The following is a 23,326-nucleotide window of genomic DNA, read 5'->3' as shown; positions in this document are numbered from 1 at the left end:
CTGGGACCCGGGTTCGGGGACTGTCATAACGTGGGAACCGACTCCTGGCTCTGTCGCCAAGGCACGACAGGCGCCGGCTACACCTGTGCCCGCTAGCTCGATGCAGAAGGGTCATCTTCGCGGTTTCGTCGAGTTCCGGGACAAGGGTCTGGACTACTCCCGGGCGATCATGGGCTCGTGGGAAGTTCCTGGCCGATGCGACATTCGCGCCATGACGTACGTGATCAACACGCACCTCCGTCGGCACGGCACGTACCACAGCTGGTTCGAATTCAAGGACCCGGACAACATCATCCGGCACACGTTGAAGAACCCGCGCGAGATCCAGTTCGTCGCTAAAGAACACGGTCCGATGACGCAGCCCGAGTGGGAAAACCACGTGATGGCGACCCCGGATCCGTTGCAGTGGGATTGCTTTCGGTACGGCATCATTCAGTACGAGGACCGCTTCGCGCTGTACGCAGTCGTAGATCACCTCCACTGCGACCCGATGCTGATCTCCGGCTTGTACGTAGAGCTGGTGATGAACTACAACGCGCTGGTCGAGGGTAGGGCTCCGATGGCCATGCCACCCGCGGCGAGTTACGACGACTTCTGCATTCGCGAAAGCGAAACGATTGCTTCCATGACCTTGGAGTCACCGGAGGTGCGCACTTGGATCGAGGTCGCGGAAGCCAATGGGGGTACGCTGCCCGACTTCCCGTTGCCGCTGGGCGACCAGTCGATTCCATGCGGCGGGGACGTGCGCGTGCAGCAGTTGTTGGCCGCGGAGGAGACCGCGAAGTTCGAGGAGATGTGCCGGGAGGCCGGCGCGCGGTTCAGCGGTGGACTGTTCGCCTGTGCCGCGCTGGCACACTACGAATTGACCGGTGAACTGACCTATTACGGGCTTACCCCTACCGACAAGCGGAAGACCCCCGCGGAATTCATGACGGTCGGGTGGTTTACCGGAATCGTGCCGTTCATCGTTCCCATCGACCCGAACTCCTTTGCGGAAACGGCTCGTGCCGCCCAGGAATCGTTCGATGCCAACATAGGCGTGAAGGAAGTTCCGTTCGACCGCGTCTTGGAGTTGGCGCCGTGGCTGCGCAAGCCCGGACCCCAATTCACGATGATGAGCTACATGGACGCGGGGCTTCCGCCCCTCTCCGGGATTGTCGCCACCGCGCTGGACGGTGTGAATGCCACGGCGTTCACCGACGGCCGCAGCCCGGCGTACATGTACTCGACGGTGTTCCGGCTCTTCGACGAGGTCTCGATCATGGTGTCCTACCCCAACAACCCGGTTGCCCGGGAGTCGGTGACGCGGTTTACCGAACTCCTGCGATCGGTGTTCCAGCGGGTTGTTGCCGGCAGCTTGTCGAGCAGCATCCCGGTGCGCGTGGCGCAATAGCCCAGCGCATAGCTCAAGGTCGCCACGCGACGAAACTTAACGGAGTTGAAAACCGGCAATGAAAGCTGTTCTCGCCGTCCATGGCACCCGCGGCGACGTCGAGCCTTGTGCCGCCGTTGGCGCAGAGCTGCAGCGTCGTGGTCACGAAGTGCAAATGGCGGTACCACCGAATCTCGTCAGCTTCGTTGAGTCGGCCGGGCTCAAAGCCGTTGCCTACGGCCCGGATTCACACGCGCAGCTCGAGGAAGAGATCTTCCGGAGCTTTTGGCGGGTCCGGAATCCGTTGGGGGTTTTGCGCCCGGGCGCCGAGTACCTCACTCGCGGATGGGCCGAGATGGGCACCACGTTGGTTTCGCTGGCAGAGGGTGCCGACATCATCGTCTCGGGCCAGACCTATCAGGGTGTGCCCGCCAACGTTGCCGAGTATCTCGATATCCCGCTGGCTGCGCTGCACTACTTCCCGCAACGGGTGCACGGTCACCTTTTTCCATTGGTGCCGCCGCCACTCACCCGTACCGGGATGCGCGCCATCTACGGGGTGTATTGGTTGATGACGAAAGGCCCCGAGAATGCGCAACGTCGCGCATTGGGTATGCCCACGACCAACGTTTCGTCGGCGAAGCGGATCGTGCAGCGCGGGTCCTTGGAGATTCAGGGTTATGACGACGTCTTCTTTCCTGGGCTCAAGGAAGAGTGGGCCGGTCAGCGTCCATTTGTCGGAGCGTTGACTCTTGAATTGCCGACGTCCACCGACGACGAGGTCGCTTCTTGGATTGCGGCCGGGCCAGCGCCGATTTACTTCGGTTTCGGCAGTATGCGGGTGGAAAGCCCGGCAGCGACGGTCGCGATGATTAGCGAGGTCTGTGCCGAGTTGGGCACCCGAGCATTAATCTGCGGTGGCGTGACTGATTACGGCGACGTTCGGGTACCGGACAACGTCAAGGTAGTCCCTGAGGTCAACCATGCGGCCGTGTTCCCATCCTGTCGCGCGGTTGTCCATCACGGAGGACCTGGCACGTTGGCCGCGGGAATGAAGGCAGGCGTCCCTACGCTGGTTCTGTGGATCAGCGCCGAGCAACCGCTCTGGGCATTTCAAGTCATGAAGCTAAAGGTCGGCAAGTCGAGGCGATTCGCCGGTGTGACCAAGAAATCGTTGCTCAAGGATTTGCGCGCGATACTCGAACCGAAATACCTAGAGCGCACGCGAGAGATCGCGAGCAGAATGACGCCGTCAGCGGTCAGCGTACAAAAGGCCGTGGACCTGATCGAGAAGAAAGTCGGCCAGAGGAGCGCGACAATACCGGCACGCGGGTCGGGGCAACTACAGTGACGGCTAGCCGCACCGCCCCGACGAGGCGCGATCCACTGGATGTAACACTGGTATCACGATTTCGGGTGACATCTGATTACCCGGCGACCGCCGAGTTCGACTTGTAGGCTCAGAAAAGTGTCGAGCACTGCCGGTTCCGGTGAGGCGGCCAAGGTTGGGGGAATCTACGACCGCCTCGGCGACTTCGTCATCCGCTATCCCGTGCTGGTCATCGCCTCCTGGATTGCGGTAGCGGCGGTCCTCGCTCTCGCCTTCCCACCACTGCAAGTCCAAGCCGGCAAACATCCCCCGAATCCCTTCCCCGATGACGCCCCGACCATGGTCGTCGGCAGGGAAATGGCCAAGGCCTGGAGCGCGCCACCGGACGACAAGAAAGACGAAGGGGGCGGTGCGGCCGCTGCTCCGGCACTGCCCACTGCGCTTCTGATGGTCGTGCTGACCAACGAAAAGGGCATGTCACCGGAGGACGAGGGCCTCTACCGGAAACTGATCGCAAAACTGAACGAAGACACTCAGGACAAGATGTCGGTTCAGAATGCGCTAGAAGACCCGGAGATGCGCAAGCTTCTGGTCGCCAAGGATGGTAAGGCCCTCATCCTGCCGGTCAATGTTCCCGGCGATCAGAACGACCCCGCCACACTGGCGACCTATAAGCGTGTCGCCGCGATCGTCAAACAAACGCTCGCGGGAACCGATGTCACCCCATTCTTCAGTGGACCCCTGGCAACCATCTCCGACGTCACCGAAATCGGCCAGGAGGATGTCCATTTCATCGAGATTGCCACTGTCCTCAGTGTGCTGATCATCTTGATCGTGATCTACCGCAACATCGTCACGATGTTCGTGCCGCTGGCGACGATCGGCATTTCGGTGGCCACCGCGCAAGGTGTGCTGTCCGGTGCGGCCGAATTAGGATTGGCGACCAATCTGCAGGTCATCGTGTTCATGACCGCGGTGATGATGGGCGCCGGGACGGACTATGCCGTCTTCTTGATCAGCCGTTACCACGACTACCTGCGACACGGCGACGACTCCGACACAGCGGTCAAGAAGGCCTTGATGTCGATCGGCAAGGTGATCGCCGCATCCGCTGCCACCGTCGCGGTCACGTTCCTGGCGATGGTGTTCACCAAACTCGAAGTGTTCTCTTCAGTGGGGCCGGCAATCTCGATCTCCATCGTGGTGTCGCTACTCGCTGCCGTCACATTTTTGCCCGCCGTTCTCGTATTGACCGGCCGCCGCGGTTGGATTAAGCCACGGCGCGACCTGACGTCGCGGATTTGGCGAATCTCAGGCATTCGCATCGTGCGCCGGCCGCGCATTCACTTGGCTGCCAGCCTGGTGGTGCTCATCGGACTTGCCAGCTGCATGGCGGCCGTCCGCTACAACTACGACGACCTCAAGTCACTGCCGGACGACGTGGACAGCTCTCGTGGGTACGAGGCCATGAATCGTCACTTCCCGATGAACTCGATGACGCCGATGGTCTTGTTCATCCAGTCGTCACATGACCTGCGGAAGCCGGCAGCATTGGCGGACCTGGAGCAGGTGGCCGCCCGGGTGAGCCAGGTACCGGATATCACGATGGTGCGCGGTTTGACCCGCCCCAACGGTGATCCCCTGGAACAGATGAAGCTGTCCTGGCAGGCAGGCGAGGTCGGTGGCAAACTCGATGAGGCATCGGGCCAAATCGAGAATCATGGCGGCGACCTTGACCGGCTGGTGGGCGGGGCAAACCAGCTGGCGGATGCTCTCGCCATGCTCCGCGACCAAGTCACCGGCGCCGTGTCCAGCCTGAGCGGAACGGTTGCGGCACTGACCGCGCTTGAGCAAATGGTGGGCGGCGACCGGGCCATTAGCGCGCTCGATCAGGGCGCGCGACTCACCGGTCAGATGAAAAATCTCAGCGACAGCCTCAATGCCTCAACGGCAAATGCGGAGAATATCGCTGCGTGGGCCGGTCCGATGCTGCGAGTGCTCAACAACAATCCGGATTGCAATATCGATCCGGCCTGCGTCAACTCCCGCGCCGGGCTGGCAGCCATGGTGGCCGCAGACGACAACGGAACACTCGTCTCGATCAAAGCATTGGCCCGCAATCTGCAAGCCGTGCAGCAGGCGCAAACTATCGGCCAGACGCTGGCCAAAATCCAGCAGACGCTGAGCCAAGCCTCTGGTGCCTTGAAGACGATCAAGACCCTGCAGTCCACCATGAGCCAGGCGCAGCAAGGTTCAAACGCCCTCGCCGAAGGCAGCCGGGCACTGGCGGGCGGCGTCAAAGAACTGGTGGATCAGACACGCAGATTGGGCAGCGGCCTCAATGAGGCGTCAACATTCCTTCTCGGCATGCGACATGACGCAACCAAACCCTCGATGGCGGGATTCAACCTTCCCGCGGCGATCACGACCCGGGAAGAGTATAAGAAGGGCGCACAGATCTTTATCTCGCCGGACGGCCACGCCGCGCGCTACTTCATCCAAAGCGGGCTCAACCCGTTCAGCACCGCCGCGATGGACCAGATCAACGAGATCGAGAAAGCCGCGCGAGAAGCGACGCCGAACACCGAGTTGTCTGATGCCAAATTCGCGGTAGCGGGAGTCCCAACCGGACTACGCGACACCCGTGATTACTACAACGGCGACATCGGATTCATCATCTTCGCGACGATCATCATCGTGTTCTTAATCTTGGTTCTCCTCTTGCGCGCCGTCGTCGCCCCGCTATACCTGATCGGCACGGTACTGCTCTCCTATTTGTCCGCTATCGGCATAGGCGTGCTGTTATTCCAGTTCGTGCTCGGCAAGGAATTGCACTGGAGCCTGCCCGGGCTCTCGTTCATTTTGCTCGTCGCGGTCGGCGCGGATTACAACATGCTGCTCATCTCGCGAATACGTGACGAGTCCCCGCATGGCGTGCGCATCGGCGTTATCCGCACCGTGGGCTCCACCGGCGGAGTGATCACCTCGGCGGGTCTGATCTTCGCCGCTTCGATGTTCGGGCTGCTGACTGCCAGTATCAGCACTATGGCAGAGGCCGGCTTTATCATCGGGGTCGGAATTCTGATCGACACGTTCTTGGTTCGCACCATCACGGTGCCGGCCATCGCGGCACTGCTCGGTCAAAAGAACTGGTGGCCTTCCAGTCTCGGCAAGCCGACGGCGGAAGCGGAGGCCATCACGCGCTCCCGGAAGAAGAAGCTGGCTATGATCACCGATCAGTTGGTCAGGTTCAAACTTATGCCGGACCCCGCGAAGCGCAAGCCCCCGCCGAGGCCCCGGACCCGCGCGGAGGCGGCCGCTAACGCACGGAAGCGTTCCGCTTCGCGCAAGCCGAGCCCAGCCGCCAGAGGCCATGCCGAACCGAGACATGCGCTTCCGCTGTTTGACCTGAGTGGATTGCCCACCCAAGTGACTGCTGATCTCCAACGGGCGGGTAGAAGCACGACCCCCGTGCGTGCCGCCAACGGTAAGAAGAAGAAAAAGAAGCAAGACGACGAATACCTCGGCCATTCCCTGCCGCTATTCGGTTACAGCGTCATCGCCCACCGTCCGGTCGTCACAGCGGCGGTGAACAGCGGCGCCCAGGAAAACCTCGGCGCCGAGTGAGCGCGACGACGTCGCCCTGACAGTCAGCCGCGCCGTGCTACGCGTCTAACCTGGCGAACTCGTCCTGCTGGTACAGTTCGACGCACTGCGACCGCCGAATCTTGCCACTTGTCGTGATTGGGATCGAGCCCGGCGACACCAGCACCAGGTCCGCGACCTTGAGTCCGTGTGACTTCGAAATGGCTGATGTGACTTCGCGTTTGACCAAACGCAGTTTGTCCGTGGCTTCAGCGCTGTCATCACGCTTCTTGAGCTCGATAATCGCGACGAGCTTCTCGATACCTTTGTCGGGAACGGCGATGGCCGCGCAACGGCCGGCGGTGATCTCCTGGATTGTTGCTTCGATGTCGTCGGGAGAATGGTTGCGTCCGTAGACGATTAGCAGGTCTTTGATACGGCCGATGATGAAAAGCTCGCCGTCGGAGTAGAACCCGGAGTCGCCGGTTCGCAACCATGGGCCTTCCGGTGTCGACGGTGTGGGATCGACAATCTTTGCCGCGAAGGAAGTTTGGCTTTCTTCAGGCTTTTGCCAGTAACCGGATGCCACGTTGTCGCCATGAACCCAGATTTCGCCGACGCCGCCCGCCGGGCATTCACGGCCGGTGTCCGCGTCGACGACGCGAACGTGCATCGATTGCGGGGCGCCATAACTGACTAATGGTGTGCCAGAACCGATTTCACACCGGACAGCTTCGCCGGCGGGCAGCTTTTCTTTGTCGAAATGGCCGATCTCCGGTGGCTCGCCGACCTTACGGGTCGCGATGTACACGGTCGCTTCCGCCATTCCGTAGGCGGGCCGCAGCGCTCTTGCCGGAAAGTTGAAAGGAGCGAAGCGATCAGCGAATCTCTTTAGGGTCGAGGCTTGAACGCGCTCGCTGCCGTTGAGAATGGTGTGCACGCCGCTGAGGTCGAGTCCTTCCAGGTCCTCGTTGGGCGACTTGCGCACCGCCAATTCGAAGGCGAAGTTCGGGCCAGCGGAAATGGTGCAACCGTATTCCCCGAGCAGCCGCAACCACCTGGACGGGCGCTGCAAGAAGCCTACCGGGCTGGTGAGTACGGTCGGGACGCCCGCCAGGATCGGCATAATGATGCCCAGTAGCAGGCCCATGTCGTGGTAGAGAGGTAACCACGAAACCGCGGTTAGACCCGGCGGGGCGACGCCACCGTGCTCCACGAAGAAGTCGCCCATGACCTGCCCGAAATTGGCGAAAACGTTCGCATTGGAGACCATTACGCCGGCCGGGGTACGGGTAGACCCCGAGGTGTACTGCAAATACAGGAAATCGGGACGGTCGCTCTGGGCGGCCCGAGACCTTGGCCCCTGCGGTCGTTGCCGCGAATCAAGGTCCAGTTGGTCAACTTCCACGATTGTCGCCGAAGCCGATCCAGCGTTAGCCTCGACCACCTCGCGGACGTTGGCCAATACAGACGACGTGGTGAGAATCACAGCGGGCGATGTGTCCTGCAGAACCGAAACGGTCCGCTCGTCGTGGGCACCGCCGTAGGGCACCGATAGCGGAACCGCGATGAGGCCGGCTTGCAACGCACCAAGGAAACCCACGATGTAATCGAGTCCTTGCGGCGCAAGAATGAGCGCCCGGTCGCCTACTGAGCCATGAGCTTTCAGCTGTTCACCGAGGTTGGACGCCCGCTTGTGCAGCTGCGACCAGGTGAGGGTGATGAGAACCCCGTTCCAATCTTGTTCATAGTCAATGTAGGTAAATGCCGTCTCGTTGGGCTGCAAGCTCGCGCGCTCGCGCAGCACTGCTGTAAGGGAGGACTCAACCACGCAGATCAGGTTACCGGTGCCGGATGAGTTTGCGGCAGGAACCGTCAAGGTACGGTCGTACCAATCTTTCGAAGGATCATCGGCGGGTCTGACCGTGATGCCGGCGGTCTGATCGCGCCGTAACCCGGCGCCGTTAATCTAGCGTGGACAGAGTGGATAATCGTCTCGCACACATGGATCAGGCATCGTTCCTGGGCCTGGGCGCGCTTGGCTATGGCGCTCTGTGCCAGTTCAATTGGATCTACAACAAGCCGATGAGCATGGTTGGACTGCGACGATTTCACGAGAATCTCGGCTACGGGTTGCTGGGACGCCGAGTTGAACGTTCTCCCCTGCCCTTCACCCGAGACAGATGGGTTTATTGCCGAGGGCCGCAACACGTCGCCATGACTGACACACCACGCCCGCGTGCCGAAGTGCACAACTGGTTCCGCGAGCGCGCATACGTACCGATCGATCCGGAGGACGGGCCGAGTTGGCATCTTGGTGCACTGCCGCTGTACGACGGCGGCACCGCCGTGAGTCTGGTGGCCTCGCACACCGTCGTCGACGGACTCGGTTTCGTCAGCGCCATCGCGGATGCGGCCAGCGGCAGGACCCGTGACCTGGGATATCCCGGCCCCGGGTCACGTTCGCGTCGTCGCGCTATCGCCGAGGATGGACGGCAATTCATCGCATCGACGCCGCAATTAGGCCGAGCGTTGCGAGCGACGATTCGTTTGGCCCGGCAACGGCGCATGGGGGTCGCCGCGTCCTTCAAGCGATCGGGACCACGTTCGACACGCAAACTCGGACGCGAACTGGCTGTGGTGGTACCGACAGCCACTGCGTTCATTGGCCTCGATGACTGGGATGTGCGGGCAAGAGCTATTGGCGGAAACAGCCATACGCTGCTTGCGGGGTTCGCCAGCAGGGTAGGCGTACGGCTGGGACGCGTTGACGGCAATGGCATGGTCACACTTTCCTTGCCCATCAGCGATCGAACAGCAGACGATACCCGTGGGAACGCAATGGTATTGCCGGTGGCGTCAGTCGATCCAACCAATTTGGCGTCCGACCTCAGTGATGTTCGGATCAAGGCGAAGCAAGCCTTCGCGGACCTGGCCGCGACCTCCGATCAGGTATTGGCCCCTTTGCCATTGACATCGGTTGCTCCGAAGTGGCTTGCCCGCCGAGCTGCTCAAATCGGCATGGGCTCAGCACAACTGCCCATCGGTTGCTCCAATCTTGGAGATTTCGATCCGGCGGTGAACCGCCCGGACGGCACCGATGCCGCCTACGCGTCCGGACGCTTGATCGAACCCGGCATCACCAAGCGCGTCTTGGATGGAATGCGGGGCCAACTGTTTGTGGTGTCCGGCCGGATTCACGGCAGAGTGTTTATCTCTGTTAATGCCTACCTTGACGGCATGGAGAAGTCCCAAGACGCGTTGCGCGAGGTTACAGAGCGCACATTGGCCGAGTTCGACCTTTCCGCGGAGATTTTCTGTTGATCGACCGAAGCATCCGGATCAATCCTGCATCTGGCTTGTCGAATCTGCCAACGGGATTACTCGGTGCCATTTCCGGTCATGGGCAAATCCGATCTGCCGCATGATGTTTAGCGCAACGCCGACACCGTGCAAGTGCCGCAGGCCTTGGAGCATGGCTATGTTGGCCGAGATTTCGTACCGCCATGCACCGTAATGCGCGTTTGCCGTCTTGCGGCCAAAGTGATTGATATAGGCCATTTCTGTGGTGTACACCCCGTATCCGGCCTTGCGGGCGCGGTAGGCGAGATCGAGGTCGGGGCCCCACCCGTATTGCTTGAAGTCCACCAGGTTCATCCCACCGGTTTCTTTCCAGCACTCGCGGGACACCACCAGGGCCGTGCCCTCCACGGAGGGAACTACGCGGTATTGCGGTCGCGGGCGGTAGTTCGCGGCGTCGGGCTTGAGGTCGTCCATCGCGTATGGGTATCCGTGGTCGAACATCGGGCCGACGATTCCGGCATCGTCGGGTAGCCGTGGGTCGAGGAGTCCAGCAACGAATCCCTTGGAGATGCGGGTGTCGTTATTGAGGGTCATTGCGTGGGAATAGCCTTCGGCGAACGCAATTCGAAAACCGTGTTCGCTGCCGCCCGCCCAGCCCAGGTTCACACCCGGTGCAATGACACGCTCGTTGCAGATCTTGGGATAGTCACCACGGTTGTCGACGATGACGTAATCGGCACCTTCTCGCTCCAAGTCACGGACTAGGGCGTGGGTGTATTCGTGCTGACCGAAAACCGGAATTGTAATCAGTACCGACACGTAGTCACCGTACATCGATCGGTATCCGTCGGGCCGACCATTGGGACGAGCTCCCGGAGAACGGCCCCCACTTTTGCGCAGCGACGCAGCCGTCGCTGCGCAGCCGGATCAACGAATTCCCTTGTTCTGCGCGGCATGTTCCAACAGATCGGCGGCACTGCAGACGCTGGCCCTGGCTTTCGTCATCTGGGCGGCCACCTCGCGGGCACGGTCGTCGTACTGCGATGCAAGTATGCGGCGCAGATCCTTGGTCAGTGACTTGCCGGTCGTCCGTGAGAATCGACGCGCTCTACCGACTTTGAGCCGCTTGACCACCGCCGCCCAGATTGGTTGATCGGATGCGACCCAGAGGATCAGGGTCGGAATGCCAGCGCGCATGCCCGCGGCGGTAGTACCGGCACCGCCGTGGTGGACCACTGCCCGGCAAGCCGGGAACACCGCTGCATGACTGAACCCGCGCACGATCTTCACCCGCCGGGAATCCGGAATATCCGCTAAATCAGTTGCCCCGGAGCAGATCAAGGCCCGCTCACCAAGCGTCTCACATGCCGCGCTGATCATGCGAACCATGTCGGCTGGGGATTTAACCGGCATGCTGCCGAACCCGAAGTAGATCGGCGGTTTTCCCGCAGCGATCCACGTCAAAACGTCGTCATCGAGGTCTGTTGGCAGTTCGGCGGTCAACGCTCCGACAAAGGGCCGCTGCCCGCTCCATTCGGCCGCCAAGCCCGGAAAACACAGCGCATCGTAGGCCTGCATCTCCACCGCTCCGCGTTCCGCCATTCGCCTTGATGCTGGGCCCTTGGCTCGGGGTAAGTCGAGTTGGCCCCGTTGAGTGTCCTCAGCGCGTTTGACCACACGCCATTGTGCCCAGTCGCTGAACTTCATCGCCGATCGGAGCAGCGTCGCCGGAACGATGGAAATGAGATGCCCATTCGGCCGCATCGGCACGTGATGCCATGCGGCCACAGGAATGCCGTAGTGCTCTGCGACGTTGGCGGCGGATTCCTGATACGAGACGCCGGTCAGCAGCAAATCCGCCCCGTCGGCCAACGACTTCAACGTTTCGCTGACCTCGGCCCACCGCTGAGTGATGTGGTCGAGCGCTTCTCGAACCGGCTTAATTGGATCCTTGATCGTCCACGGGGTCACGAAAACCTCGGGAATCTCCCCGGTGGCGGGGCCCATCGGCACCGCGGTCAGTCCCATGCCCTGAACAAAGCCGACTTGGTCCGGCGGCGCCGCCATCACAACTTCGTGCCCCCGGTTCAGCAGCTCGAGTCCCACAGCAGCACAGGGCTCGACGTCACCGCGGGTCCCGCAGCTGGCTAGGGCGAATTTCATCGGGACGCGTTAGCCTTCTCGCGCTCGATTTCCTTCAGTCCTTGCCCAGTTGGTAAGTGAGCATCACGTGCGGAACTCGGTACAAGACGTCGAACCAATCCAGCGGCAACGGGGTCTCGACCATCTCGGTGGAGTTGTCACCGAGCCATTCGAGGGCTGTCCGATAATCGCCGGCCGGCTCCAGTCGGTAGGCCAGCTTGAAGAGGCCGATGTGAACCTTGGTCATCATCTTCTCGACCCGTGTTTCAGGGAGATCTTCGAACGCGATAATGGTCCGTCGAGCCACCCGGCGACATTCCTTGATCAATGCCATCGGGTCGTTGCAGTGGTGCAGCACAAAACTCAGAACGACGGAGTCGAAGCTGTTGTCCTCGAATGGGATTGACCTGCCATCGAATACCTGGAAGTCGATCGGAATGGTGCGTGCGTCATGGACGTCGATCCCGGTAGCGGTCACGCCGTACATATCGGCGAGGTACATGCACAGATGCCCGGTTTCGCATCCGACGTCGAGGACCGTCTCACCGCGGCTGACAAGACCGCCGAGCATGGCGGCCTGACTTTCCAGCCTCTTTCCCAGCACCCGGGGCGACCACGGTATGAGCGTGGCCTGCGCCCGCCGCGCGGTGCGCCGCCAGTTGGTGCGGCGCTCTAGTCGCGGACGATCTTCGGTGAAAAAGTGTGGCAGGGAGGTCATCTCGGTCCGTTCGCTTGCTAAGACGGCCGCCAGACTATCAGCCGAAGCGCAGGCCACAGGCTGATTCCAGGGAATCGGTGAGCGCAGCGGTCCCTCTACTCGCGAATCACGATGCTGGACCCCGTTTGTACTGCAAAATCTGAACGATCGTTCCAAAATCCAGCGTGCGGCGATAGGACATGAAATACTCCCCCCGTGGGCCAACTTGCGGTCGAGGTCACTGGCCTCACTAAGACATTCCCGGGAGGCACGCCTGCGTTGCGCGGCGTAGATTTCGCGGTTCCGGCGGGGTCCGTATGCACCATTCTCGGCCATAACGGTGCCGGCAAGACGACCACCCTCAACATCCTGTGCACGCTCATGCGCCCCAGTTCGGGGCGCGCAATGGTCGCCGGATACGACGTTGTCCGCCAGTCGGCCAAAGTGCGCTCCCAGATCGGCATCACCGGGCAGTTCACTGCCGTGGACCCGATGCTGACCACCCGGGAAAACCTGGTCCTGTTCGGGCGGATGCGTGGACTCGGCCGCAAGCAGGCCAAGGCCCGCGCCGACGAGTTGATCGGACAGTTCGACCTGGTCGCAGCGGCCGACCGCCGGGTATCAACGTTTTCCGGGGGCATGTGGCGCCGTGTCGACCTCGCCAGCGCTCTCGTCGTGCAGCCCAAAGTTCTTTTTCTCGACGAACCCACCACCGGGCTCGACCCGCGAAGTCGACGCGATGTGTGGAGCATTGTCAGTTCGCTTGCCGAACAGGATGTGACCGTGCTTCTCACCACCCAGTACCTCGAAGAGGCCGATGTGCTGAGTGATTCGCTCGTTGTGTTTGACCACGGTCAGGTGATAGCCAGCGGCACCGCGGCCGAACTCAAGCGCAAAGTTGGCACCAGTTATTGCGAGGTCACGCCTGCCAATCCCGCGCATCTACCGTTGGTTGCGGAGGCATTGGCCGGCCTCGACGGCATCGACCTCGACGCCGACAACAACTCGGTCTCCGTGCTTGCCCGCGATGGCGTGGCCACGCTGGGCGAGGTGTTCCGGCGGATCGATACGATCGGAATCGAAATCGCGGATATCTCGCTGCGGAAGCCCTCGCTCGACGAGGCGTTTTTGCACCTCACCAACCCAACCGTTGCGCAATCATGACTGCACTCGTTGCCCTTACCGAACGCTCGCTTCGAAACACGTTGCGCGATTCCGGAATCATCTTCGAGATTTTCGTACCGATCGTGAGCCTGGTCGGATTGACCATGGCGACCCATGGCCTCATCGATACCGGCCAGATGACCTATCCCCAGTATGTGTTGCCGGCGGTGGTGGTCCAATCGATGATCATGGCTGCAGCGCTTACCGCCGATCGTGCGGGTCGTGATCGCGTGTTCGGGCTTGGTACGCGACTGCGGACGTTGCCGATCGCCGCTTTCTCACCAGTGAGCGCGCGTGTCACCGCCACGCTGGTACGGGCATCGATCGCGTTGCTGGCAACCATGACTGCCGGGTACGCGTTCGGATTCCGGATGGCCGGCGGACTTACCTACGGACTGGCCTTCGTCGGGCTTGCGTTGGGGCTTTGCCTGGCAGTGTCGCTCGGCGCGGACGCGCTGGGGTCCAGCGGCGGCAACATCGAAACGACAAGCCAGATCTTGCTGGTCCCACAGTTGGTGCTGGTCTTGCTCTCCACGGGCGTCGCGCCTGAGAAGACTTTTCCTGAATGGGCGCGGCCCTTTGTACGCAACCAACCCGTTTCGCGGACTGCCGAAACCCTGCGCGGTTTAGCGAGCGGGCACATACCCGTCGATCATGCAAAGGCGGCCTTGTGGTGGTGTTTCGGGATGTTCGTGGTTTTCGGCGCAACCACGCTGCGGTTGCAGAGGCGCAGCCGATGAACTTCAATGCCGGCACGCTAAGTGCACTGCTGAGGCATAGCTGGCTGCACGCCGGTCGCATCATGATCCGGTGGCGGCGTGAACCGGCTGCGGTGCTCGCCACTGTTATCCTCCCTATCTGCCTCCTGGTGGTATACAAAGCAGTACTTGGCGAGCAGATCCATAAGGTGACCGGCGTAGACAGCATCTACGGCTTGGTGCCGATGTGCGCGGTGCTGGCTGGCATGTTCGGGGCTCTGGGTGGTGCCGTCGGTATCCCCATGGAGCGTTCGTCCGGATTGCTGAGTCGCATGTGGGTGTTGCCGGTGCACCGAGCGAGCGCGATCGGAGGACGGCTGATCGCTGAAGCTGCGCGTGCTCTGTTGGGAACTATCCTCATCACGATTGTCGGAACAGGCATGGGTCTGCGTTTCGCGCATGGGTGGCACACCGCGATTGCTTACATCCTCATCCCACCGCTTGTCGTAGTGGGATTCACGGCATTGGTAATGACCTTGGCAGTACGCAGCAACGGACGTGCGATTGTCACCTATCTGGCGGCGGCAATCACCGCGCTGGTCTTCATCAGTTCAGGAACCACTCCGGTCGCACTCTTTCCGCATTGGATACAGCCGGTGGTTCGGGTACAGCCCATGTCGCCACCGATCGAAGTCATGCGCGCACTGGCGCATGAGGGGCCTGTCCTGTTGCCGTTGGGGCTGACTGTGGCTTGGGCAGTGGCGCTGATCGCACTGTTCATTCCACTTGCAGTGCGAGGCTACCGCGTCGCGGCCGAGTGCAGCGCTTGAGCTGGAGCCTTGCGCAGTATCCAGCTCAAGGCATCAAAGCCGTTCGAAGTCGACCTGATCCAGGGAGAACTTGGCCACCTGAGATCGCGCCGCGCCGGTCGGGGGTAGCCGGAGTTCCCCGCTGCAGGGTCCTCGTCCTAGGACGCGAAAACTCAATGAGAGAAGGTCAAAGCCGCGGAGGTTGGTTACACATTCCCAAGATTGAGGCCGCTACAGCCCGCGCCGGCGATCCACCAGGGCAGCTGTCTCCCCCGCCATCGCCGCTGTAAGCATGGCCTTTGCACGCCATCCAGATGGCCCCTCGCCCATCAGCGCTCCGGGAAATTCGTCGCGCCACTTGCGGCCGTGGACACGTCCCAACCCGCGCACCAACGCGAAGTTGGCGTTCCACTCGTATCGCCAGCTTCCGAAATTGGCCTTTGCAGTCTTGCCACCGAAGTGATTGATATAAGCCATTTCGGTTACGTAAACGCCAAATCCAGCATTTCGCGCGCGCAACGCTAGATCAAGGTCGATCCCCCACCCGTAGCGGCCAAAGCTGTCGAGATCCATTCCGTCGAGGGCGTCCCAACATTCCCGCGACATCATCAGCGCCGTTCCCTCGACTGCCGGCACTGCCCGAAATTGTTGCCGCGGGACATAATTCGCGGCCTCGGGCTGCTGATCAGGTATGGCGCAAGGAAACCCCTGGTCAATCATCGGGCCGACGATTCCCGCATCGTCTGGCAGGCCGGGATCGAGCAGACCGGCGACGAATCCCTTGGAAACGCGGGTGTCGTTGTTAAGCGTCATGGCGTGGGAGTAGCCCTCGGAGAACGCAATTCGAAAACCGAGATCGCTTCCTTTGGCCCAGCCGAGATTCTCCCCCGGTATGCTCACCCGTTCGTTGCCGATCTTTGGGTAGTCACCTCGGTTGTCGATGATGAGATAGTCCGCACCCTCACGCTCCAAATCGGCGACAAGGGCGTGTGTGTACTCGTGTTGGCCGAAGACCGGCACTGCGACTAGTAACGACACGAAGTAACCGTACATTGGTAGCGGTTCGCCCGAGGCGGTTCTGAGCGACGCCGAGCATTGATGAATCGTCGATATGTCTGGTTCGAGTTCAAGCCGCCAGGTCTGCGTCTTGGCGGCGGGAAATCCTTAGTTGCAGTCCAAGTTCGCGGACCGCACAGCCTGGGCGGCAGCGCGTTTCGCACCCTGGGCTAGGAGTTTAGGATCTCGATCGTCAATCACCGGCTGAGATGGAGGCCCACTGCTAGCATCGCGCCGTGCCCGAGCCCATGTTTTCAATAATCGTCCCTACCTACAACGTGGCGTCGAGTTTGCATGCCACCGTCGAGAGCGTCGCTCGGCAGACCTACAGCGACTACGAACTACTCATAGTGGATGGCGGATCGACTGACAGCACCGTCGAGATCGCGGAAAGCTTCCGCGCCCGCTTGGCACATAGGCTGGTGATTCAAAGTGATCCCGATAAAGGCGTTTACGACGCTATGAACCGTGGCGTCGACAAGTCCACCGGAGCGTGGGTGTACTTCCTCGGCGGCGACGACACCTTGTACGAGGATGCGACTTTGGCGAAAGTCGCTGCGTTCATCGACGCACACCAGACTAGCAACCTGGTGTACGGCGATGTGTTGATGCGGTCGACATCATCTCGCTATGCCGGTCGGTTCGACCTCGACCGTCTGCTGTTCGAGAAGAACATTTGTCATCAGTCGATGTTCTATCGCCGAGAGCTTTTTGCTGGTATCGGCCCCTACAATTTGCGATACCCGCTCTGGGCGGACTGGGATTTCAATATCCGTTGTTTCTCAAATCCAGCGCTAGACATCCAATACATGGACATAGTAGTCGCAAACTTCAACGACGTTTCCGGACTCAGTAACGGTCGAGACAGAGAGATGGAAAAGCGCCTACCGCTGTATCTCAAGGCATCGGCCTTAGAGCTCTTCAATCGAAAGATAGCGGGCTTTAAGACACCAAAGAAAATAGGAGCATTGAGCAAACGTTGATATATCAACATTCGAAAGATTAGACGAATGTGTCTTAGGAGTTCTTAACGCAATCTCCGAATTCATTTCAGCGCAAGAACCTCTTCAGGTGATTACGAGGCAGCGCCTGGAACGCATCACTATTCTGAGGCCTGATGCGCTGGCGCCCGAGCCAGCACGTCATTCACTGGCGTCGTATTCGTGAACGCCCCTTCAAGCGGACTGAGCCCCAACATGGCGTCAATGTCAGTTCGGCATCCCGACACCAAATCAGGTCGACGGACGCAGGAGTGTTGCGAGAGCGCGGTGTCCGATCTCGCTCCGTGCTGCGCCGTTGGCGTCTTGGACAAAGGTGGTTACTCGCGTCCTTCGTATCCGAGGCGCAAGTACGCGCCTGCTAGCCCACTGCCACGAGATGCCGCCCTTGGCGCCCCCGCAGGCGACATCATTTCACCAGCGGTTTTTGGTTAAACCTGTGTTGCCGAGTGGTAGTCGCAGCTATGGTCAGCAGCTATGGCATTCATTAGGCGTCACCTAGCGGGAGTCGCGTTGCACGCCGGCGGTAGATCGAAGTCGTTGGAGCCCACCCGCCGCGCAGCCGTGTACGCGTGGCTTCGAGGCGAACACCTCGTCTCGCCACCAGCGGCTGCAAAGCACCGCCATCTTCTTCATGTGCTGCAGTCACGTGGGCATCGAATCTTCGTCGAAGCCGGTACATATAAGGGCGCAACGACTGCGTTCATGGCCCCGCACGTGGATCAGGTGTTCTCGGTCGAACTGCACGATGAGCTATATGCTGCCGCCGAGCGGAAGTTCGCACAAAACCCCAACATCAACATTATCCACGGCGACTCGCTCGTCGAAATCCCGAAGATTATCGCGAGCTGCCCGGCACCTCCACTAGTATTTCTTGATGGGCATTTCTCCGGCCCTGGCACCGCAGAAGGGGCTGAAATGGAGCCAGCGGAGTCGACACTGGGCCGCCTCGCAACCGTAACGCCAGCAGGAACGACGGTAGTGATCGACGATCTCCGCCTCTTCGGCTCGGGTCTTGCCGGCTTCCCTGAACTCGATGCGATTACGAGCGCAGCGCGAGCCGCATTTCCCAGCGCATTAATCCGCGCAGGTATGGACTCTGTCGTCATCGAGTTGAGTGCCAATTCTGAAAATTGATATAACACTTCGTCACAAGTCAAAACTCGTTAACATTTTTGTATCCGCAAGGCGACCGTGCGAACCAGCGCCAGATCGCACACTGCCAAGTCACACTACGATCGTCGAATGTGGCATCAGAAAGTGATTACTGCCAACAAAGAAAATGCAGCGTTGGAATTGACATCCCCATCCCGTCGGCGGCAACGGTTGGACTCGAACGTGCTTCAGGAAGCCGGGACCGGTCCAGACCGTTCGACTCCAAAGGGGCCAGCCAATGATCGCTGCGGAGCTCGTCGAGTAGCAAGCCACCGCAGCGCAGATTCGATCCCTATCGAAGCGGCACCGACGCGGCGGCCTGAGCCCCAGTATTACCCGGTTGCTTGCCAGTCGACATCTAGTATGAAGCAACTATGGGGGCACGCCAGGTACACCAACGCAAGGAGCAGGACGGTTACCATGGGACGCGTAGGAATCCGATGAAACGAGCCCTGATCACCGGAATCACGGGACAGGATGGTTCATATCTCGCCGAACTTCTGCTGAGCAAGGGCTACGAGGTACATGGGCTGATCCGTAGGGCTTCGACGTTCAACACGTCGCGTATCGACCACCTGTACGTCGACCCCCACGAATCGGGTGCACGCCTGTTCCTGCACTACGGCGACTTGATTGACGGAACCCGCCTAGTGACCTTGCTGAGCACGATCGAACCCGACGAGGTCTACAACCTTGCGGCGCAATCGCATGTGCGAGTCAGCTTTGACGAACCCGTTCATACCGGCGACACCACGGGTACGGGATCTATGCGTTTGCTAGAGGCCGTTCGCCTTTCCCGGGTTCAGTGCCGGTTCTACCAGGCATCTTCATCCGAGATGTTCGGTGCGTCGCCCCCGCCTCAGAACGAGCTGACACCGTTCTATCCGCGATCCCCCTACGGCGCCGCAAAAGTTTACTCGTACTGGGTGACACGTAACTATCGCGAGGCTTATGGGCTGTTCGCAGTCAATGGCATCTTGTTTAATCACGAATCACCCCGTCGCGGTGAGACATTCGTGACTCGGAAGATTACGCGAGCGGTAGCCCGCATCAAAGCAGGGATCCAATCCGACGTCTACATGGGCAACCTCGACGCGGTCCGCGATTGGGGTTACGCGCCTGAATACGTCGAAGGCATGTGGCGGATGCTGCAGGCTTCGGAGCCCGATGACTACGTACTCGCGACCGGGCGCGGATACACCGTGCAAGAGTTTGCCCAGACGGCATTCGAGCATGCCGGACTCGACTGGCAGGAGCATGTCAAGTTTGACGAGCGCTATTTGCGGCCCACCGAAGTCGATTCTCTGATCGGTGACGCGTCCAAAGCAGCCGACGCCCTTGGGTGGCGAGCTTCCGTGCACACGGGCGAGCTTGCACGAATCATGGTCGACGCCGACATTGCCGCGCTCGAGTGCGAGGGCAAACCGTGGATAGACAAACCAGTGCCCTCAGGCCTGACATGAGTGCGAACACTGCGGTCGGCAAACTCGACCGCGCCGTCCCGGTCTACATCGCTGGCCACCGCGGACTGGTCGGGTCTGCCCTGGTGCGCCAATTCACCAGCGAGGGCTTCACCAACCTGATCCTTAAGTCCCGCAGCGAAGTCGATTTGACCGACAGGGCCGCGACGTTCGACTTCATCCGCGAATCGAGACCAAGTGTCGTCATTGATGCGGCGGCCAGGGTCGGCGGCATCATGGCCAACAGCACGCGTCCCGCTGATTTTCTCTCCGAAAACCTGCAGATCCAGGTAAATTTGCTCGACGCCGCCGTGTCGGCGCACGTCCCGCGCTTGCTATTCCTCGGCTCCTCATGCATCTATCCCAAGTTCAGCCCACAGCCCATCCCAGAAAGCGCCCTCCTCACCGGACCTCTGGAACCAACGAATGATGCCTATGCGATTGCAAAAATCGCCGGCATTCTGCAGGTGCAGGCAATACGACGCCAGCACGGTCTGCCGTGGATTTCGGCGATGCCCACCAACCTCTATGGCCCTGGCGATAATTTCTCTCCATCCGGCTCACATCTGCTTCCGGCGCTAATCCGCAGATACGAGGACGCGAAGGCGAGTGGCAAGCCGGAAGTAACCAACTGGGGCACCGGAACTCCGCGCCGCGAGCTACTACATGTCGATGATCTGGCGAGTGCGTGTCTCTACCTGCTGGAACACTTCGATGGACCGCAACAGGTCAACGTTGGCACTGGTGTCGACCACACGATCAGCGAGATCGCCGAGCTGGTCGCCGCGGCTGTTGGCTACAGCGGTGAAACCCGCTGGGACAAAAGCAAACCCGATGGAACGCCACGCAAGCTACTGGATGTTTCAGTACTTCAGCAGGCCGGTTGGAGACCTGGAATCTCACTTCGTGACGGAATCGAGGCCACGGTGGCTTGGTACCGTGAGAACGCAAACACAGTGCGGCAATGAAGCAGCCGTACACAGCGGTTTTGCGTGTTACTGTGGCGCAGTGAAATTCTCACACCGCGCTCGTAACCTATTGCGCCGCAGTGGTATCGAGTTATCCCGCTACCGCCCCGACTGGGACTTTGAGCGCAATTTTATGCGCCAACTCGAATCCCACCGGGTAACTGTAATTCTTGACATTGGTGCAAACTCCGGGCAATACGCGAGCGATTTGCGTGCAGCGGGCTTCCAAGGCCGCATTGTCTCGTTCGAACCGCTATCTGGGCCTTACGCCATCTTGGAGCGCAGGGCGTCAACCGATCCGCGATGGGAATGCCATCGCAGCGCACTGGGCGATTCCGACGGAACCATTTCCATCAACGTCGCGGGCAACGCGGGTGAAAGTAGTTCGGTGCTACCGATGCTCAAGAGTCATCAGGAAGCCTATCCTCCGGCCAATTATGTTGGCACCGAAGAAGTTCCCGTAAGGCGCCTCGATTCAGTGGCTGCTGATATCCTACAGCCGTCTGATGTCGCGTTCCTAAAGATCGACGTCCAAGGGTTTGAAAAAGAAGTTCTCGCCGGCGGCGGTGAAACAATTCAAAACTATTGTGCCGGAATACAACTTGAACTTTCCTTCCTACCCTTGTACGAAGGAGGGACACTCATACGCGAGGCCCTGGATATCGCCGCCTCGCTGGGTTTCACCCCAACAGGCTTGCGGCCCTGCTTCACCGATATGCGGAACGGAAGAATGCTCCAAGCTGACGGAATTTTTTTCCGGGAAGTCAACTGATCGAGCCTGTTCAAGACAACACGGTTACCGATCGCAGATATACCAAACTGAGAATCTGGACACGCTCATCCGAGATGAGGGTGTAGAGGTCTTCGCCGCGTCGCTGTCTCGGGTCTGACGGCAAATGCTGAAGCCGGCAGCGACTGGTTCAGCGCGGATATCTTTACCGCTAATCTGAGATCTCGTCGCGCTCCTCGCGGTTAGTCTGCCGCGAAAGCTTTCCGTCTTGCGCCAATCGCAAAGAACAGACCCACACCTACTGCTAGAAATGCCGGGCCAATGGAGAGGACGACGTGCATTGTCGCTGCGGTGGAACTGGCAAACCTACCGCGAAGCCACATGCGGTTTCGAGCCTGACCGATGTCTGCGTCGGCAGGACGGAGTTGGGGCGGCAGGATGGCCCTGATATCGCGCTTGTCAAGAATTGATGCCAGTTTCTGAGCATTGGGAAAAGAGACATCCACGGTGTTGCCGCCGCCGACTTTTGGCCTGAGATCGTTGCGGTCTCCGGTGTGAAGATATGCTTGCACTTTTGACATCTGCTGGTTTGCCGACCTAGACCAGTCGATCGACTGGAGAATCGAAGCGAAGTAGCCCAATAATGCGACAGCCGTTACTATCCCAAAAACCCAAGCGACACTGGCGCGTCTGGTATATTTTTCAAATTGCATACCGCGTGTCGCATCGGCATATGTGAATACAGCTACAAGCGCTACTGGATACATCGGTAAGAGTATATCTAAGTACCGGACACCAAAAACAGTCCCGCGCCCGTAGGCGATCAATACGAGCTGTAGTAAAACCCATCCAGCAATTCCAATTGCTACCCAAGCCGGGTCAGAGATTACTGGGCGCCTTGCTACCGTGTGTTTAATAAACCAGATAACCGGTATTTGGATGACAATTGTTCCCACTATGGTCGGGCCGGCGAGTACAACAAATCCGATAATGAATGCCAACGGAGTGGTGGTCGTTGAATTCGCGCGCGATATTGTCCACAGGATCATCATTCCAGCTATCAACGCCAACACGAAAAGTCCTGCATATTCGCGCCCACGCCGCCTCCTGACACGGGTTCCCATTTGTAGGCTGATTAGGGCACCGGCGACGAGGATCGCGGCTACCCCTGTCGCAAAGGAGAAGTAACTCAGTACCGCAGCGGTCAAACCACCAAACCACCGCAAAGAGAAAGGCTCTGCGACGACAAATGCGGCGATGGTCGCGAGACCGAAAAGTAACGAAAAATAGATCTGGTCCTGGAAGCCCCAGAGTAGGTTTTCATAGCCGATTGGTAGCGCAAAGACGAAAGCGATAAAGCAGGCAGAAAGCAGTCGGCGCTGCGGAGAGATTAGCGGTATGAGCAGCGCTACTAACCAGGTAACTACGACGACATGAATTAATGCGCCAAGAATCATCTCCAGACGCGGGTTCCATTCTCCTGCCAGTTCTAAATGAAATAGTGCCAGCAAACGAAAGAGGACAATTTGATGTTCGTTATGCGATGCAAAGAGGTGCGAAATTGTCAACTCATCCCTCAAATAGGGAACATATAAATTGTCGCCCTCTCCGTCCCATTGATCTAAAAGCGGTGATGGAGAACCGAGTACCGAGATTACTAGAAGCTTTGCACCGAGCACCACGCATGCAACCGCTGCCAGCAGTCCGAATGAAACTTTTGGATGTGGCGGCGACTCGGATAAAGACTCGGCCGAGCTCGTTGTAGCATCGCAACTAGCATTCAAGACAGAATCCGCAGTGCGGGTATTCGCATCTATCGGCGAGTGTTGTTGATCATCTTGCTCAGCCATTGACTACTC

Annotated in this window: 18 protein-coding genes; 12 read left to right on the top strand and 6 right to left on the bottom strand. The window is 59.8% G+C overall.

Annotated features, from left to right (window positions below; all coding sequences use genetic code 11):
• Positions 1-100: 100 nt before the first annotated feature.
• From H0P51_RS12600 to H0P51_RS12590, 3 genes are all read left to right on the top strand, one after another.
• Entirely contained in the window at positions 101-1,393 is a 1,293-nt protein-coding gene (locus tag H0P51_RS12600) for a condensation domain-containing protein (RefSeq protein ID WP_246398598.1), read from the top strand.
• A 58-nt stretch (positions 1,394-1,451) separates the two neighbouring features.
• Positions 1,452-2,723 carry a glycosyltransferase gene (locus H0P51_RS12595; RefSeq protein ID WP_180918372.1) on the top strand — a complete coding sequence of 424 codons (1,272 nt, stop codon included), beginning with the start codon at positions 1,452-1,454 and terminating at the stop codon, positions 2,721-2,723.
• 117 nt (positions 2,724-2,840) lie between these two features.
• Positions 2,841-6,329 carry an MMPL/RND family transporter gene (locus tag H0P51_RS12590; protein WP_180918371.1) on the top strand — a complete coding sequence of 1,163 codons (3,489 nt, stop codon included), beginning with the start codon at positions 2,841-2,843 and terminating at the stop codon, positions 6,327-6,329.
• Between the two features lie 37 nt (positions 6,330-6,366).
• Here H0P51_RS12590 and H0P51_RS12585 read toward each other — a convergent pair whose 3' ends face one another.
• Complete coding sequence (locus tag H0P51_RS12585) at positions 6,367-8,118, bottom strand: AMP-binding protein (protein WP_180918370.1); 1,752 nt, start codon at positions 8,116-8,118, stop codon at positions 6,367-6,369.
• A 518-nt stretch (positions 8,119-8,636) separates the two neighbouring features.
• Here H0P51_RS12585 and H0P51_RS12580 point away from each other — a divergent pair.
• Positions 8,637-9,611, top strand: coding sequence for a hypothetical protein (locus H0P51_RS12580; protein ID WP_180918369.1), 975 nt, complete (start codon positions 8,637-8,639; stop codon positions 9,609-9,611).
• A gap of 18 nt (positions 9,612-9,629) precedes the next feature.
• Here the strand turns inward: H0P51_RS12580 and H0P51_RS12575 are convergent, their stop codons facing one another.
• The 3 genes from H0P51_RS12575 to H0P51_RS12565 form a co-directional block, all read right to left on the bottom strand.
• The gene (locus tag H0P51_RS12575) at positions 9,630-10,424 is read right to left on the bottom strand and encodes a glycosyltransferase family protein (protein WP_180918368.1); all 795 of its coding nucleotides are present in this window, start codon (positions 10,422-10,424) and stop codon (positions 9,630-9,632) included.
• 93 nt (positions 10,425-10,517) lie between these two features.
• Positions 10,518-11,753 carry a glycosyltransferase gene (locus tag H0P51_RS12570; protein ID WP_180918367.1) on the bottom strand — a complete coding sequence of 412 codons (1,236 nt, stop codon included), beginning with the start codon at positions 11,751-11,753 and terminating at the stop codon, positions 10,518-10,520.
• A 34-nt stretch (positions 11,754-11,787) separates the two neighbouring features.
• Positions 11,788-12,450, bottom strand: a complete 663-nt coding sequence (locus tag H0P51_RS12565; RefSeq protein WP_180918366.1) for a class I SAM-dependent methyltransferase — start codon at positions 12,448-12,450, stop codon at positions 11,788-11,790.
• 195 nt (positions 12,451-12,645) lie between these two features.
• On the opposite strand from H0P51_RS12565, the gene H0P51_RS12560 reads away from it, so the two are divergent.
• From H0P51_RS12560 to H0P51_RS12550, 3 genes are read left to right on the top strand one after another with little or no spacing between them, the layout of a single operon-like run.
• On the top strand, positions 12,646-13,593 hold the full coding sequence (locus H0P51_RS12560; protein ID WP_180918365.1) for an ATP-binding cassette domain-containing protein: 948 nt from the start codon (positions 12,646-12,648) through the stop codon (positions 13,591-13,593).
• On the top strand, positions 13,590-14,333 hold the full coding sequence (locus H0P51_RS12555) for an ABC transporter permease (protein ID WP_180918364.1): 744 nt from the start codon (positions 13,590-13,592) through the stop codon (positions 14,331-14,333). Before H0P51_RS12560 ends, H0P51_RS12555 begins: the two co-directional genes overlap by 4 nt.
• Entirely contained in the window at positions 14,330-15,121 is a 792-nt protein-coding gene (locus tag H0P51_RS12550) for an ABC transporter permease (RefSeq protein WP_180918363.1), read from the top strand. Before H0P51_RS12555 ends, H0P51_RS12550 begins: the two co-directional genes overlap by 4 nt.
• A gap of 210 nt (positions 15,122-15,331) precedes the next feature.
• On the opposite strand, the gene H0P51_RS12545 is transcribed toward H0P51_RS12550, so the two are convergent.
• Positions 15,332-16,153, bottom strand: coding sequence for a glycosyltransferase family protein (locus tag H0P51_RS12545; protein ID WP_246398596.1), 822 nt, complete (start codon positions 16,151-16,153; stop codon positions 15,332-15,334).
• Between the two features lie 251 nt (positions 16,154-16,404).
• Here H0P51_RS12545 and H0P51_RS12540 point away from each other — a divergent pair, with 251 nt between their 5' ends.
• From H0P51_RS12540 to H0P51_RS12520, 5 genes are all read left to right on the top strand, one after another.
• A complete protein-coding gene (locus H0P51_RS12540; protein WP_180918926.1) occupies positions 16,405-17,139 on the top strand; it encodes a glycosyltransferase family 2 protein in 735 nt (244 codons plus the stop codon).
• A gap of 720 nt (positions 17,140-17,859) precedes the next feature.
• A complete protein-coding gene (locus tag H0P51_RS12535; RefSeq protein WP_180918362.1) occupies positions 17,860-18,291 on the top strand; it encodes a class I SAM-dependent methyltransferase in 432 nt (143 codons plus the stop codon).
• Positions 18,292-18,749: 458 nt separating this feature from the next.
• Positions 18,750-19,772 (top strand): GDP-mannose 4,6-dehydratase, encoded by a 1,023-nt coding sequence (gmd, locus tag H0P51_RS12530; RefSeq protein ID WP_180918361.1) that lies wholly within the window; start codon positions 18,750-18,752, stop codon positions 19,770-19,772.
• Entirely contained in the window at positions 19,769-20,737 is a 969-nt protein-coding gene (locus H0P51_RS12525; protein ID WP_180918360.1) for a GDP-L-fucose synthase family protein, read from the top strand. Before gmd ends, H0P51_RS12525 begins: the two co-directional genes overlap by 4 nt.
• 40 nt (positions 20,738-20,777) lie before the next feature.
• Complete coding sequence (locus tag H0P51_RS12520; protein ID WP_246398591.1) at positions 20,778-21,509, top strand: FkbM family methyltransferase; 732 nt, start codon at positions 20,778-20,780, stop codon at positions 21,507-21,509.
• A gap of 200 nt (positions 21,510-21,709) precedes the next feature.
• Here the strand turns inward: H0P51_RS12520 and H0P51_RS12515 are convergent, their stop codons facing one another.
• On the bottom strand, positions 21,710-23,317 hold the full coding sequence (locus tag H0P51_RS12515) for a hypothetical protein (protein ID WP_180918358.1): 1,608 nt from the start codon (positions 23,315-23,317) through the stop codon (positions 21,710-21,712).
• Positions 23,318-23,326: the final 9 nt, after the last annotated feature.

The sequence above is a fragment of the Mycobacterium vicinigordonae genome (assembly GCF_013466425.1).
Lineage (GTDB): Bacteria > Actinomycetota > Actinomycetes > Mycobacteriales > Mycobacteriaceae > Mycobacterium > Mycobacterium vicinigordonae.
This window is presented reverse-complemented; position numbering and strand designations above follow the sequence as displayed.